Raw genomic sequence first — 14435 nt, 5'->3', positions numbered from 1 at the left:
CCCCTACAGGTGTCTGCACTGCAATCTACCGGTGGTTACTATTTAAACGCAACGAATGTCTCCCGAACCGCATGAGAGGCCGCCGCAAGCGCCACGGACACGAAATAGGCACCGACGAGAAGCGGCCCCCAGAACACCCACAGTTCGAGCGTCGGAAACAGGCGACTCCCGAACGCACTTCCGATGGTGAGCGCGACGTACCCCGGCAGGGCGAGTGGCGTCATCAATCGAGTGTCGAACGCGCCGAGGGCGACCGGACCGACCAACAGGAGATACCATCCCCAGACGGCCCGCCCGCCGAACAATCGACGCACGTTCACGGTTCCACTCATGAGTCCCCTCGCTGTTCGATACCGTGACGAGAGAGGAGGTCGGTCGCCGCCGCACGCTCCCATCGAACGCGCGTGTCGGCATCGAGGAAGAACTCCGTCGTCTCCACGATGTACCCGGGGCGGTCGAGTTCGCCCGCCACCTTGTGCACCAACATCGGTCTCGACCCGTCGAGTTCGCCGCCGCGACGATACTCGTGAAACGGCATGTACCACGGGACGACGCTCCCGTTCAACTCCTTCGTCGTCCGGTTCGCGTACTCGCTCGCGTTTCCGGCGTCAGTCGGCCAAATCACCTGCCCGACCGACGACTCGTGATAGCCGTAGATGCCGACCGACCGGTGTAAATCGAGGACCACATCCGGGTCGTGTCGCTCGACCACGTTCCAGATGGCACGGGCCAACTCCGTCTCCGGTTCCTCGCCGGTCGGAAACTGGCGGTTCAAGTCACCGTGTTCGCCCTCGCGTCGGTTTTTCCGAATCGCCACCCGATTCGCCTTCGGTAGCACCACTAACTTCCCTCGGTCGATTTGCCACCCCGCGATATCGTTCGCGGCACGATAGCCACACTGTTCGTCCCCGTGTATCCCTCCGACGACCATAGCCGTCGGGCCGTCGTCGGCCCCCTCCCGAACGAATACACCTGTTTCGTACTTCGTCTCCGGGAGGATTCGATACGACGGTTCGGGACTCTCCAGTCCACTTCCGGCGACGGACATCGCCGTACTTCCGGCGAGAAATACGCCCGCCTTCGAAAGCAGTGAGCGGCGTCGCATACGAAAATCCCCGCAGGCGAGTACTATCAACCTTGTCGCCCTCGCGTGCGTGGCGAGTCTGAACATCGATAGCGAAGGAAACCGGAACGAGAACGGAACGAGAACGGAACAGGAACGGACGAAAACGCCTTCAGGCGTCGATGTACTGGTCGTTTATCTCCCACTCCCCGTCGTCGTTTCGGACCATGTACTCACCGTAGTACGGGACCCGATTCGCCACCGTCTCATGGAACGCCGACCGGATTTCGGGTTTCGTCATTTCGCCCATCGGCCGCAAGTCGTCGTTGCGGTTGAGACATCCCTTGAGAAATCCTTCGTGCGTGACGCGCACGCGATGGCAGTTCGAACAAAAACTCGGGTTCTCCACCGGATCGACGATTTCTACCATTCCGTCTCCGACCCAGTATCGCTTTCGCCCGTGCATCTCGCGGATTTCTATCTCGTCCGCCTGTTCTTCGAGCCAATCGTGAACTCGCTGGATGTCGATGGCCCACTCGGGGTTACCGGTCAACTCGGGCATGTACTCGATGAGTTGCAACTGCAAGCCATCGTTCTCCGCGACGTGGTCGACCATCTTGGGAACGTACCCCGCCGTCGCCTCGAAGACGACCATGTTGAGCTTTACCGGATCGAGCCCCGCATCGAGCGCCGCCTCGACGCCTTCGAGTACCTTGTCGTATGCACCGCTCTTCGTCACCTCCGCGAACTCTTTCGGGTCGAGTGCGTCCTGTGAGACGTTTACTCTGGAGAGACCCGCTTCCCGAAGTTCCTCCGCCCGTCCCGGGAGGAACGTCCCGTTTGTCGTCAGAGACGTTTCCATGCCATCCGGCGTCCGACGGATTATCTCCTCCAAATCCTCGCGGAGCATCGGCTCGCCGCCGGTAAATTTCACCTTTCCGACGTCGAACTCGCGGGCGACTTCCAGAAACCTAACAACGTCGTCGGTACCCATCTCGTCGTCACCCGGTTCCATCGGTCCCCGCGTGTCTCCCAACCCCTCGTTGTGGCAGTAGACGCAGTCGAAATTACACCGGTCGGTCAGCGAAACGCGTACCCCCGTAACTTCGCGCCCGAACGAATCTTCGAGCATCATCCCAATTTATTCCCACTGATTCTTAAAGTCGTGGGCGAAAGCGCCCCGAATGTAACCGAATTCGATTACGGATTGCCCCACAGCTAGTGGAAACCGATCCCATTATTCGGAGAGTCACGTCCTTCGCCTTCACAAGCCTTATCGACAAATCGAACCGTAACGTCATCACATGGATGAAACTGACGTTCGAACGGTTCTTCGGACGGTCGAAGACCCCGACCTCGGCGAAGATATCGTCTCTCTCGGCCTCGTAAACGACGTGACGGTCGAAGAGGGGACAGCACGGATTTCACTCGCGCTCGGTGCGCCGTACGCACCCCACGAATCCGAGATCGCCAGTCGCGTCCGCGAAGCGCTCGGCGACGAGGGGATCGATACCGAACTCTCGGCGCGCGTCGATACCCAACTCTCGCCGGAAGAGCAAGTGCTTCCCGGCGTCAAAAACATCATCGCGGTCGCATCCGGAAAGGGTGGCGTCGGTAAAAGCACCGTCGCGGTCAACCTCGCCGCGGGACTCGCCAACCTCGGCGCTCGCGTCGGTCTGTTCGACGCCGACGTGTACGGTCCCAACGTTCCTCGAATGGTCGATGCCAACGAACGACCACGAGCCACCGAGGAACAACAACTCGTCCCGCCGGTGAAGTTCGGTGTGAAACTGATGAGTATGGCGTTCCTCACCGGGAAGGACGACCCCGTGATTTGGCGCGGCCCCATGGTTCACAAAGTCCTCACCCAACTCTGGGAAGATGTCGAATGGGGCCAGTTAGACTACATGGTCGTCGACTTGCCGCCCGGGACCGGCGATACACAGCTAACGCTCCTTCAGAGCGTCCCCGTCACCGGCGCCGTCATCGTCACGACACCCCAACAGGTCGCGCTCGACGACGCGAACAAGGGGCTGCAAATGTTCGGAAAGCACGACACCCCCGTTCTCGGAATCGCCGAGAACATGAGTACCTTCAAATGCCCGGACTGCGGCAGCGAACACGACATCTTCGGTCACGGCGGCGGAGTCGAGTTCGCCGAGGACCACGACATGCCCTTCCTCGGTTCGATTCCGCTCGACCCCTCCGTTCGAAGCGGCGGCGACGAAGGAACACCCATCGTCCTCGACGACGACAGCGACACCGGAGGTGCGTTCCGCACCCTGACCGAAAACGTCGCCAACAACGTCGGTATCATCAACCGCCGCCGACAGCAACAGGAGTGAACCATGGCACACGAGACGGAATCGTTCGACCCCGATGAGGAGAGAATGCAGACGCTGCGGGACATCGGCGACGACATCCGCGGCGAGTCGAGCGAGAGCAAATTAGTCGCCGCGATGCTCTACCGGGTCAGCGACCTGTTCGATCCCGACGAGGAGACGACGCCGCGTGACATCTTCCTCAACATGCGCCAAATCATTCGGACGAAAGAAGAGACCGATTGATAGACCAGTCGATAACCCACTCCGGAGGTTCTATCGCCAGCGTCGAATGAAAAACACACCGACGAGGACGACCATCCCGAGGTAGAACACCGGAATGCCACCGACTTTATGGTTCGCGCTTAGCTTTTCACCGAGACTTTGGGAGTACGTGTCGTTTTCGTACTCGTAGTGGTTGTTCATCCACGTCGGACGAACCGGCTGGAACGATTCGTTCCACTGTTTCGTCCCCTCCCCCGCTTTCCCGACGAATCCGACCTGGTCGAGTCCACCCTGCTTGTTCGTGAGGTTGCCGGTGTACAGACGAACTTCACCCGCGATCTTCGCACCACGTTTGTCGAGCAACTCGACCTTCACTGTCGTCGAATTGTTGGGTTGTGGTGACGGTGTATAGTAACTGCCGTCCGTTCCAATAGTGTGGACGAACAACTTCGTAGGATACCGGCGAATAGATGGGTTAACTAGTGTCACGTAGGCGACAGCGGATGGTTCCCCGTCAATCGTTCCATCAGCTACGGTGACGTTTTCGATGTATGGAGTCGGGATTTCCTCTGTTGCCGAAGCGTTGATTTTCTTGGTGAAGTTGTAGGTGGTGTAATTACCGTATGTAGAAACAGTAGTAGTGTGTTTGTTCTCAAGTACATCCAATCCGTCAGTTATGTTAATATTATAATTCAGCTCTTCTCCAGACCGAATTGAAAATGAGTTCTCATAGTAATCGGTTCCATCAACTTGTATAACGATACCAGATTTCCCAACATACTCTCCAGATGGATTTTTTACGTTGATAACCATTTCTTCTCCTGAGAGATGAGATTTGACACAGAGATGATTAAATGACTGAATAATCCTTATTTCGTCTTGCTTTGGGGCAGGACAATTTGAAGACGGTTTGGCAATGTCAGCATTCACTATTGGAATACTAACACTAGCTATAACTAACAAAAGAATGATTAACGAGTGTACTTTTCCCTTCATATATCTGTATTTTCCCTTTTATTATTTAAGATTGGTGAACTATTCTATACAAGGGTCCCTCCCAGTGCATTTGTTCTCATCTTTTTTCTTGGAGCGTCTAAGTCGGCTACGGATCTGAGGCTGAGTCAGGAAATTCTGATAGGACTCATCAATGATCTTGTCTCCTACCGTATCATTCTGAATCTTTCCATCCTGAGTCACATACTGATGAACGACATCGACTTTTGCAGTCACATAGGTCATCACGACGGTATCCTTTTCCAGATGATGGTCAACAGTTGCAGTTTTAGTACCGGTTGATTTCTTCAGACTCCATGTTATTTTTGGACGATAGCTTCCGATACGCCAGTTGTCCGCTTGAGTGAGCGACATCGCGACATCCCGCTTCGCTGTGGTGGACTTTTGTTGCCACTCGTACTGAGCATCTCGAACCTTTTCTCGAGTTTGTACACCGTAGGTGTAGTCGACGCGGGTATGCCGTTCCGAATACTCGAATCGATACTGCGTCTTGTATTCGGCGTCCTCGACCTTCACTCGTTTTCGATTCCCCGTGGCCCAATCATCGAAGTGGAACTTTTGGTACGACCAGTAGGTGCTCGTCCTGGACACCGTATACGTGTACTCCTTTGTCGTCGTGTAGGTTCTCGTGACCGTCGTCGTGTACGTGTACTCCTCCGGGACTTCGAGGCAGATTCCGTACGGACTGCACTGCATCACGTACTTCGTGTCCGTTTTCGTCACTTCGACTTGTCTTGTCTTCCTGACCGTTCTCGTTCCCGTTTTCTCCACTCTGTACTCGTGAGCATATTCCTTCAACGTTCGATACTCGGGTGGGTGCGTTTGCACCCGGCGCGTTCTTCCAGTGAATGTTCCTCTACCCGATTTCGAATCGCGCCATTCGTGTTCGGTGGTCGTGTAAGTGTGTTTTTCCGCTTCACGACCCGTGGACCACCAGTCCGGATGTCCTTGTAGGAATGCGGACTGCTGTAGTTCATTCGAGAACGAGCGGTCCACATCCTCGTATTTCGCATCCTTCACTTTTTTGCGCTCTTCAAGAGTATATTCGAAGCCGTCACGACTCTTCGAGTCAATCGTGTACCCCTTCGAAAGGTAGTTGTCGCGTTTCGAGGGCGACGTTGCGAGTTTCCACTTATAAGTCGGTCGTTTGACCAGATACTCCGTACTCTTTATTCGAGGATTCTGCCAGACCGTTCCGTATGTCCGTAACACCTCGACCTCCGGAATTTCGACCTCTTTATTCGTCTCCGGCTTGTCTTGATTATAGACTCGGAGTTTCGGACGCTCGCTCGGATCGAAAAGCTCAGACGCGGGGATTTCCACGACACCTGTGTAGAACCGTGGATCGCTAGCGTTATATTCATCCGGAGATATAAATCTTTTCTGCCATTCAGCAACAGTCCCCGTGGCACCTTCGATAGACACCCCCAGATTGTAGTACAGATGGTAGCTGTTTTTACTGAATTGATACGGATTCGTAGTAATTCGCAAACGCACGGTGTCGTTCGGTTTGTAGGGTCCTTCCGATAGGACAGTAACGTCTTGGACGTTCGGTACGTAGTCATCGAGGAAGTTATACTGGCGACGAGAGGTGAGGCCATATTCATCCTCAACTTCTAGCTCAGCAAACTCGACCGATCGAAATTTCGCAGTCATGTTATCGGGTTTAATTGGCTCAGCACCTTTTTTCCAAGTGAACTTCAAATCAGATCCATCCGGGTCAAAAGAGTCGCTCGCATCAACAACCATCCCCCAATTCGATGGGTTATAGCCGGTTGTTCCATCGTTGATGACTGTAAGTCGGATTTCGGGGGGGCTAGGTTGTACATGGAGAATATTCTCTATCTCAGTAGACCATTCTGTATTATCATGCCAAGGGTTTTTCACAGAGATTTTTTCTAATATTTTGTATTCATTTGGATTCTCACCACACCAATATGAGTCGACAATTATGGCATCTTGATTTTTTTCCACTTTTTTAGACATTTTCATCACGCCCTTTTTCTTTCCACCAAATCGAATTTCAACATCCTCCGGATCAACTCCATTCAGATCTATCTTCGTGACGTGATGTGCAGTGTACCGCTTCGGATCGATCCGCTCGTCGTACGAGTCAACATTGTTTTTCACGAAGCCTGACTGGATGATCTCCGGCATTTTTGCGGGAGTTAGCGTTCGTTCAAGCGTACTCGTTTGCCCTCGTGTGTCGACGGCGGTCACGGTGAGCGTGTACTGCTTCCCTGCTTCGAACTTTTGGGAGTCGAACGACACCGTCCGGTAGTGCTGCATTCTCCCGGGAGAAGTAGCATCCATCTTGGTATGGCCGATCTCCGTTCCGCCGAGTCGGACGTGTACCGACCGAAGGTTATCGTACGAATCCGACGCAGTGGCGCGGCCGGAAACTGCACCGTAACTGTCCAGCGATGGCAACTCGACGCTGGGTTTGGGGTCGGCGACAACGGTCGTTGACCCGTCTGAAAAGCGGGCGATGTCGTTGGATCCATCCGAATATGTGACCATCGCATACAAGGAATGGTCCCCTGGTTCCCAATCGGTCGTGAGCGATCTCCCGCTTCCAAGTCGAGCGCCGTCCCCGAACCAACTGATAGAACGAACGTGGCTCGAACTGGGTGCGGATTGCACACTGTAGGACCCTCGAAGCGGCCGTGTCCCTGTAACTTCCTTGTCGCCGGTAATCGTCGGCAGGTATCCCTCAGCGATTGGGGTAGGTGAGGGAGAATCGGGCGTCGGTTGAGGTTGGTTTCGACTCCGTCGAATAGACAGGTCGAACGATTCGGTATCGGTTTGCCCGTCCGAATCGTACACGGTGGCGGTAATGGTTCGTGTACCGGTGTTCGGAAACGATCTCGTGATGGTGTCGACATCGTTTGCTTCCGAAAGCGAATCGGTTGCGATCGTCGTCCCGTCGAGCGACCAAACGATGTGGTCGAGCGGAGCGGAACCGGCATCGACGGTTGCGGAGTAGATGGCTTGCTCTCCTACTCGAGGAGTTTCCGGACCCGAGACATCCACCTCTGGGCCCGCTCCCGGAGAAACGGTGACGTAGAGTGTGTCTCGGCGTTTCGCACCGTCATCGTCGGTAACCGTCACGGAAACGATGTACGTCCCGACGGCGTTCGGTCGGAATCGGGTTCGAGAGCAATTCGGGCAATTCGGTGTGATGGTTCGCCCGCCGCGGGTTTCTATCGACCAGTCGTATCGCTCGATAGTCCCGTCCGGGTCGTGAGAGCCGGTTGCGTCGAGGAGAACTGTGCTTCCGCGCGAGACGTGCTGGTCGAGTCCAGCGTCCGCGAGGGGCGGTTCGTTTGCCGTCGTTACTGACGGGAGAACCGACGTGGCGAGAAGTAGTAGCACGAGGGTGCTTGAAACGACTCGATTCATTCGTTCGACGGATTTTGTATCCCTTTACTTTAAAAAGTTATTTGATTTATCTTCTTCTATATGTTGAAGTAGTAGAAAGAGAGAACAATGCAACGAGTAAGTTATCCGCAATGGTCCCCTAATTGACGTCCAATTGTCCATTAATAAATGGGAAGTTTTTTCACGCAAAACGCCCGAAATCAGCCGCTACGGGGCATCTATCACAATAGTTCCTTGCTAATCTATGGCAAAGGCTTTACCACCTAGCGACTCAACTCTTATCCACCAGGCCGGGAGGCCAGGAGCTTCAATTATGACGGATGACGAACTCATCTGGCGAATCGCAGGCGGTTCCGGGGACGGAATCGACTCGACGAGTCAGAACTTTGCAAAAGCCCTCATGCGAGCAGGGTTACACGTATTCACGCACCGGCACTATCCGTCGCGTATTCGCGGCGGCCACACCTACGTGGAGATTCGCGCGGGAGACCACGAAGTCAAATCGCGCGGGGACAACTACAACTTCCTCCTCGCGCTCGGAGACAGCTTCGCGCGGAATCCACAGGAAGAAGCCTACTACGGCAACGAAGAGATAAAACCCCTGACGGAGAACTTGGACGAACTCCGCGAAGGCGGCGTTATCATCTACGATTCGGGACTGCTCGACACGGACGACGTCCCGGACTTCGAAGAACGTGTCGAGGAGAACAACTGGCACGTCTTCGACTTGGACCTTCGCGGACTCGCCAAGGAGTACGGCCGCGAAATCATGCGGAACACGGCTGGTATCGGCGCGACGTGCGCCATCATCGGTCTCGACCTCGATATCGTGGAAGAGCTGATGAGCGAAGCCATGCCGGAGAAGATCCTCGAGCCGAACCTCGAGGTTCTCCGCGCGTCGTACGAGGACCTCCAGGAGAACTACGACACGGACGTCGGCGTCACGGTCCCCGAGAGCGACTACGACGACGACCAAGTTCTGGTCTCCGGCAGTCACGGTATCGCCTACGGTGCCATCGACGAAGGATGCCGGTTCATCGCCGGATATCCCATGACGCCGTGGACCGACGTGTTCACAATCATGACCCAGCACCTCCCCGACCTCGGCGGAATCTCCGAACAGGTCGAGGACGAAATCGCCGCCGCCTCGCTCGCAATCGGTGCGAGCCACGCGGGCGCAAAGGCGATGAGCGGGTCGTCCGGTGGCGGATTCGCGCTGATGTCCGAACCGCTCGGACTCGCAGAAATCACTGAGACGCCCATCGTGTTGGTCGAATCGATGCGCGCGGGCCCCTCCACGGGGATGCCGACGAAGCCGGAACAGGGCGACCTCGAACACGTCCTGTACACGAGTCAAGGCGACTCGAACCGCGTCGTCTTCGCGCCGGGTGACGCGCGTGAATCGTACATTCAGACGCGAAAGGCGTTCGAACTCGCGTACAACTACCAGATTCCGAGCATCATCCTCTACGACCAGAAACTCTCCGGCGGTCACGAGACGGTTCCGGAATCCACGTTCGACCGCGAGCCGAATCCGGACATCGGCGAAGTCGTAACCGAGGAGGAAATCGAGCAAGGCGAGCGCCTCGCCGGTCGGTTCAAGCGCTACCGCTACGACGGCGAGAACGGCGTCAGCCCGCGGTCCCTGCCGGGACAGAAGGGCGGCAACTTCCTCGCGTCCGGTAACGAACACAACGAGGCCGGTCACATCAGCGAGGATGCGGACAACCGCGTCACGCAGATGGACCGACGGATGGAGAAGCTCACCGCGATCCGCGATGATCTCGACTCGATGGATGAGTCCCACCAGACCGCTTACGGCGAGGACGACGCCGACTACGCCATCCTCAACTTCGGTAGCACGAAGGGTGCCGTCGAAGAGGCAGTCGACATGTTGAACGAGGACGGCCACTCGGTCAAGGCCATGAACGTCAGCGACATGGTGCCGTTCCCGAAGAACGAGGTCAACGCGTTCCTCGAAGACGTCGACGAGGCACTCGTCGTCGAGATGAACGCCACGGCACAGTTCCGCCGCCACATTCAGGCGGCGACCGGCAAGCACGGCGACAAACTGTACAGCCTGCTGAAATACGACGGCAACCCGTTCGAGCCGACTGACATCGTAGACGGCTTCGAAGCACGACTCGACGGCAGTGCCGAGCCAGCGCACAACACGCGCATCGAATCCGCAACGGGTGACTGAAAATGAGTGTATTCAACGCAATCGAAGAAGAACGAGAAATCGACGTGAACGAGTTCACGCCCAGCCTCGAACCGCAGGCGACGTGGTGTCCGGGCTGTGGTGACTTCGGCGTCCTCAAGGCGCTGAAACAGGCGATGCCCGAGGTGGGCCGAACGCCGGACGAAACGCTCCTCGTCACGGGTATCGGCTGTTCCGGGAAGCTTTCGAGCTACTTTCAGAGCTACGGCTTCCACTCCATCCACGGGCGGTCCCTGCCGGTTGCACGCGCGGCCAAACTCGCCAACCCCGACCTCGAAGTCATCGCCGCCGGCGGTGACGGAGACGGCTACGGAATCGGCGGGAACCACTTCATGCACACGGCTCGTGAGAACCACGACATGACCTACATCGTCTTCGACAACGAGATCTTCGGATTGACGAAGGGGCAGACGTCGCCCACGTCGCCGAAAGGTCACAAGTCGAAGACCCAACCGCGCGGAAACGCGAAGAGCCCGATTCGACCGCTCTCGCTCTCGCTGACCTCGGGTGCGACGTACGTCGCGCGAACGGCGGCCGTCAACCCGAATCAGGCGAAGGAAATCCTCGCCGAGGCCATGGAACACGACGGGTTCGCACACGTGGACTTCCTCACGCAGTGCCCGACGTGGAACAAGGACGCAAAGCAGTACGTCCCGTACATCGACGTGCAGGACAGCGACGACTACGACTTCGACATCCACGACCGCCGTGAGGCGATGGAAGCGATGCACGACGCCGAGGACGCGCTCTACGAGGGCAAGGTCCTTACCGGTCGCTTCTACGTGGACGACGAGCGCCCCTCCTACCAGCAGGAGAAACAGTCGACGGGCGACATGCCGGAAACGCCGCTCGCCGAGCGGTACTTCGACGACGATTACGAGTGGGAGCGTAGCTACGACCTGCTCGACCGGCACAAGTAATCTCGTTTCACCGTTCTCGACGTTTCGAACAAGGTTTTCGTGGCCGTCAATGTGTTTTTCACTTCGCAAGGTATTTTTTCCTGTGCGGGAAACATACCGGTAACATGAGCACGGAATCGACCGAAGACCGGATTCTCCGCGTGTTAGAGGACGATGCACAGGCGTCGTACTCGGAGATAGCGGATCGGGCCGGTGTTTCGAAACCGACCGTTCGAAAATACATCGAGAAGCTCGAAGACGAGGGCGTCATCGTCGGCTATTCCGCGGAGATCGACCCCAAAAAGCTGTCCAGCCAGAGCATCGCGCTCGTCGGTATCGACGTCGAAAGCGAACGCTACGTCGAGGCGACCCGAGCGCTACAGGAGTTGGCGGACATCGACACGCTCTACACCTGCAGCGGCGACCACATGCTGATGGCCGAAGTGCGTGCGCCGAACGGCGGCGCCGTCGGGAGCGTCATCAGCGACGAAATTCTCACCATCGATGGCGTGACCGCGGCCCATCCGTCGTTCCTTCAAGAGCGCCTCAAGTAACTCGTATCGGTTCTCGACCGTCGTTCGACGCATCAGTCACGACTTCCTCCGGGAGTTCCGTAACGGGACGCGGTGGCTCGGGAGTTTTCTCGTGGGATTGCAGCGTCCGCTGCCACCAGCCGACGCTCCGCCACGCGCCGTTTTTGTACCCCACGTCCTCGTACGTTCCGACGTGTTCGAAGCCGAGCGATTCGTGCAGGCCGACGCTGGCCGCGTTCGGGAGCGCGATTCCTGCGTACGCGTTGTAGAATCCCTGCGCTTCGAGAAGCGAGAACAACGCCCGATAGAGTCCCTCTCCGACCCCCGACCGGCGATACTCGAAGTGGACGTACACGGAAACGTCCACCGACCACCGATACGCCTCGCGCGAGCGATGGGACCCGGCGTAGGCGTATCCGAGGAGGTCCCCGTCCTGTTCACAGACGAGCCACGGATAGGTCGGGAGTGTCGCTCGGATCCGGTCCGCTATCTCCTCGGAATCCGGTGGCGTCGTCTCGAACGAGATGACCGTCTCGCGGACGATGGGTGCGTAGATGGCCGCGATTTCGGCGGCATCGGCGATTTCGGCGAGTCGAAGGCTGAGCATGCAGGGAGTAGAACGCGGACCGAAATAAATCGCCGTCGGACTGGTTGCGCATAAGACGTTTAAGCCGAGGGACGGAATCCGAAACGATGGCCACGTATCAGCGCGAAGTGTGGGTCGATGCGCCGTTCGATGAGGTCTGGCGGTTCTACTCGACCGTGGACGGCTTGGAAGCGTTGACACCCGAGTGGATGAACCTCCGCGTGGAGGAGGTCCGCGGACCGGACGGGGACACTGACCCGGACGTGCTGGAAGCGGGAACGGAAATCCGAATGTCGCTCCGACCGTTCGGAACGGGGCCGCACCAGCGATGGATCTCGACAATCGTCCAGCGGACGGAGGAGGACGGGGCCGCGATGTTTCGAGACGAGATGGACGGGGGACCGTTTCCCGAGTGGCAACACACCCACCAGTTCTACGCCGGGGACGGGAAAACGCTGGTTCGAGACGTGGTGGACTACCGATTCCCGGCGCTCGGCGAAACGGGAAGTCCGCTCGCGAAGGTGGGCTTCGAACCCATGTTCGCATATCGACATCGAAAGACGAAGGACTTGCTGGAGCGATGAGCTTTATCCCCGTTAGGGTGGTAGCTGTCACCGTATGTCAGACGTAGCTGTTATCGGCGGCGGCCCAGCCGGATTGAGTGGGGCACTGTTCACCGCGAAAAACGGTCTCGACACGGTCGTTTTCGATACGGATGACACCGCGATGCACGCGGCCCACCTGTTCAACTACCTCGGAATCAAGAGCATCGACGGCGGCGAGTTCATGGAAACCGCCCGCGAGCAGGTGGACGAACAGGGTGTCGAACGAAAGCAGGGCGAGGAGGTAACGGGCGTCGAACGGTCGGAGGACGGATTTACCGTTACGACGGACGACGGCGAGTACGACGCCGCCTACGTCATCTTCGCCACCGGGCGGTCACGCGACATGGCCGAGGACCTCGGCTGTGAACTGAACGACGACGGCACGGTGAAGACGGACATGGACAACGAAACGACGGTCGAGAACGCCTACGCCGCCGGATGGTCGGCCCGCTCCGATAAGATTCAGGCGGCGATCTCCGTCGGCGGCGGTGCGGCCGCTGGCTTGGACATCCTGAGCACGGAAAAGGGACGTGCCTTCCACGACTTCGACACGCCGGAGGACGCGGAGTAGGCTACTCGATGGACTCGCCGTAGTCCCCGCCGAACTTCAGGAAGAAGTAGCCCAGCGAGAGGGTGAACGCCAACGCACCCGAGGTGGCGAGGCCGAGCGTCTTCGCGTTGCCCGGAATCGCCGGTTCCGACGAACCCCCGCCGGCAGCACCGACGGTGATGGTGCCGGTCATGCCGGCGCTCTTGTGCGGCGAACATACATACGCGTACTCGCCGGGCGTACTGAACGTGTGCGAGTAGGTGTGACCCGAGTCGAACAACTCGCTCGCACTGCCGGATCCTTCCCAGCCGGCGCCTTCGGGTTGGCTTTCGGGCACGACGTTGTGGCCGTTCGACTCCCAGACGAACTTCACGGTCGTGCCGGGGGTTATCGGCAGCTTGTCCGGGTCGAACGTGAGGTCGCCACCAGGGCCGACCTTCACCGTCTTCGTCGCTCCACCGCCGCCGCCGGAGCTACTGTTCGAACTTCCTTCCCCGCCGGAGGTCGTCGTCCCGCTTTCCTGCGCAGCCGCCGTTCCGGCTGCACCCGCCGTGACGACACCCGCAGAACCGAGGAGAAATCCACGTCGAGTAACCGATTCGTCCGCTTCCCCATCTGTCATGGCCGGGGGTTAGTACCGGTGGGTACTGAATACTTTGGTTTGGAACCACCACCTTTTGCTGCGGTCGGGAGCCGAATCCGGCGCGGTTCGCGCCAGATTCGGTTGCCTCCCTGGCAAAATCTGGACCAAAAGCACTCCTCCCTTGCTCCACTACGTTCCGCTCGGTCGTCGGCCCGGAAAATCGGAGATTTTCCGGTGAGGATGCTAGCGACGAGCGGCCGTGTCGTCGGCAGATTCCAGTGATTGTGTCGCTTTCATATCCCAATCGTTATGCCGACAACCGATTCTAGCGGTCGTGTCACCGGCTTAGCTCCCTTCGGTCAGTAACCGTAGTCCAACGACTGAAGAGAACGATAGGCTGGCCCGTCCTTTTTTGATGCGAGGATTTTCTCCGTGAGCGAGCGAAGCGAGCGAA

14 protein-coding genes are annotated in these 14435 nt (G+C 57.7%); 7 read left to right on the top strand and 7 right to left on the bottom strand.

What is annotated here, in order from left to right:
- Window positions 1–38: 38 nt before the first annotated feature.
- From LJF34_RS04700 to moaA, 3 genes are all read right to left on the bottom strand, one after another.
- Entirely contained in the window at window positions 39–332 is a 294-nt protein-coding gene (locus LJF34_RS04700) for a hypothetical protein (protein WP_231183606.1), read from the bottom strand.
- On the bottom strand, window positions 329–1105 hold the full coding sequence (locus tag LJF34_RS04695) for a succinylglutamate desuccinylase/aspartoacylase family protein (protein WP_231183605.1): 777 nt from the start codon (window positions 1103–1105) through the stop codon (window positions 329–331). The genes LJF34_RS04700 and LJF34_RS04695 overlap by 4 nt, the downstream gene beginning before the upstream one ends.
- Window positions 1106–1235: 130 nt before the next feature.
- Window positions 1236–2195 (bottom strand): GTP 3',8-cyclase MoaA, encoded by a 960-nt coding sequence (moaA, locus tag LJF34_RS04690; protein WP_231183603.1) that lies wholly within the window; start codon window positions 2193–2195, stop codon window positions 1236–1238.
- Window positions 2196–2367: 172 nt separating this feature from the next.
- On the opposite strand from moaA, the gene LJF34_RS04685 reads away from it, so the two are divergent.
- On the top strand, window positions 2368–3408 hold the full coding sequence (locus LJF34_RS04685) for an Mrp/NBP35 family ATP-binding protein (RefSeq protein WP_231183602.1): 1041 nt from the start codon (window positions 2368–2370) through the stop codon (window positions 3406–3408).
- A 3-nt stretch (window positions 3409–3411) separates the two neighbouring features.
- A complete protein-coding gene (locus LJF34_RS04680; RefSeq protein ID WP_231183601.1) occupies window positions 3412–3630 on the top strand; it encodes a hypothetical protein in 219 nt (72 codons plus the stop codon).
- Between the two features lie 30 nt (window positions 3631–3660).
- Here LJF34_RS04680 and LJF34_RS04675 read toward each other — a convergent pair whose 3' ends face one another.
- The gene (locus tag LJF34_RS04675; protein WP_231183600.1) at window positions 3661–4422 is read right to left on the bottom strand and encodes a hypothetical protein; all 762 of its coding nucleotides are present in this window, start codon (window positions 4420–4422) and stop codon (window positions 3661–3663) included.
- 222 nt (window positions 4423–4644) lie between these two features.
- On the bottom strand, window positions 4645–8025 hold the full coding sequence (locus LJF34_RS04670; protein ID WP_231183599.1) for a PKD domain-containing protein: 3381 nt from the start codon (window positions 8023–8025) through the stop codon (window positions 4645–4647).
- 292 nt (window positions 8026–8317) lie between these two features.
- Here LJF34_RS04670 and LJF34_RS04665 point away from each other — a divergent pair, with 292 nt between their 5' ends.
- The 3 genes from LJF34_RS04665 to lrpA1 all read left to right on the top strand — a co-directional run bounded on the left by LJF34_RS04665 (window position 8318) and on the right by lrpA1 (window position 11678).
- On the top strand, window positions 8318–10207 hold the full coding sequence (locus tag LJF34_RS04665) for a 2-oxoacid:acceptor oxidoreductase subunit alpha (RefSeq protein ID WP_231183598.1): 1890 nt from the start codon (window positions 8318–8320) through the stop codon (window positions 10205–10207).
- 2 nt (window positions 10208–10209) lie between these two features.
- Entirely contained in the window at window positions 10210–11145 is a 936-nt protein-coding gene (locus tag LJF34_RS04660; RefSeq protein ID WP_231183597.1) for a thiamine pyrophosphate-dependent enzyme, read from the top strand.
- 104 nt (window positions 11146–11249) lie between these two features.
- Window positions 11250–11678, top strand: coding sequence for an HTH-type transcriptional regulator LrpA1 (gene lrpA1 / locus LJF34_RS04655; RefSeq protein ID WP_231183596.1), 429 nt, complete (start codon window positions 11250–11252; stop codon window positions 11676–11678).
- Here lrpA1 and LJF34_RS04650 read toward each other — a convergent pair.
- A complete protein-coding gene (locus tag LJF34_RS04650) occupies window positions 11671–12264 on the bottom strand; it encodes an arsinothricin resistance N-acetyltransferase ArsN1 family B (RefSeq protein ID WP_231183595.1) in 594 nt (197 codons plus the stop codon). The two genes, lrpA1 and LJF34_RS04650, sit on opposite strands and share 8 nt — an antisense overlap.
- A gap of 86 nt (window positions 12265–12350) precedes the next feature.
- Between LJF34_RS04650 and LJF34_RS04645 the strand changes: the two genes are divergently transcribed.
- Window positions 12351–12827 (top strand): SRPBCC family protein, encoded by a 477-nt coding sequence (locus LJF34_RS04645; RefSeq protein ID WP_231183593.1) that lies wholly within the window; start codon window positions 12351–12353, stop codon window positions 12825–12827.
- Window positions 12828–12861: 34 nt separating this feature from the next.
- Window positions 12862–13419 (top strand): NAD(P)/FAD-dependent oxidoreductase, encoded by a 558-nt coding sequence (locus LJF34_RS04640; protein ID WP_231183591.1) that lies wholly within the window; start codon window positions 12862–12864, stop codon window positions 13417–13419.
- Window position 13420: 1 nt separating this feature from the next.
- Here LJF34_RS04640 and LJF34_RS04635 read toward each other — a convergent pair whose 3' ends face one another.
- Window positions 13421–14020 (bottom strand): plastocyanin/azurin family copper-binding protein, encoded by a 600-nt coding sequence (locus LJF34_RS04635; RefSeq protein WP_231183589.1) that lies wholly within the window; start codon window positions 14018–14020, stop codon window positions 13421–13423.
- Window positions 14021–14435: the final 415 nt, after the last annotated feature.

Origin of the sequence: Haladaptatus sp. DYF46, assembly GCF_021083305.1 — an archaeon.
In the GTDB taxonomy this organism is placed as follows: Archaea; Halobacteriota; Halobacteria; order Halobacteriales; family Haladaptataceae; genus Haladaptatus.
Note: the sequence above shows the minus strand (reverse complement) of the source record. Positions and strands in the feature narration are given on the sequence as shown.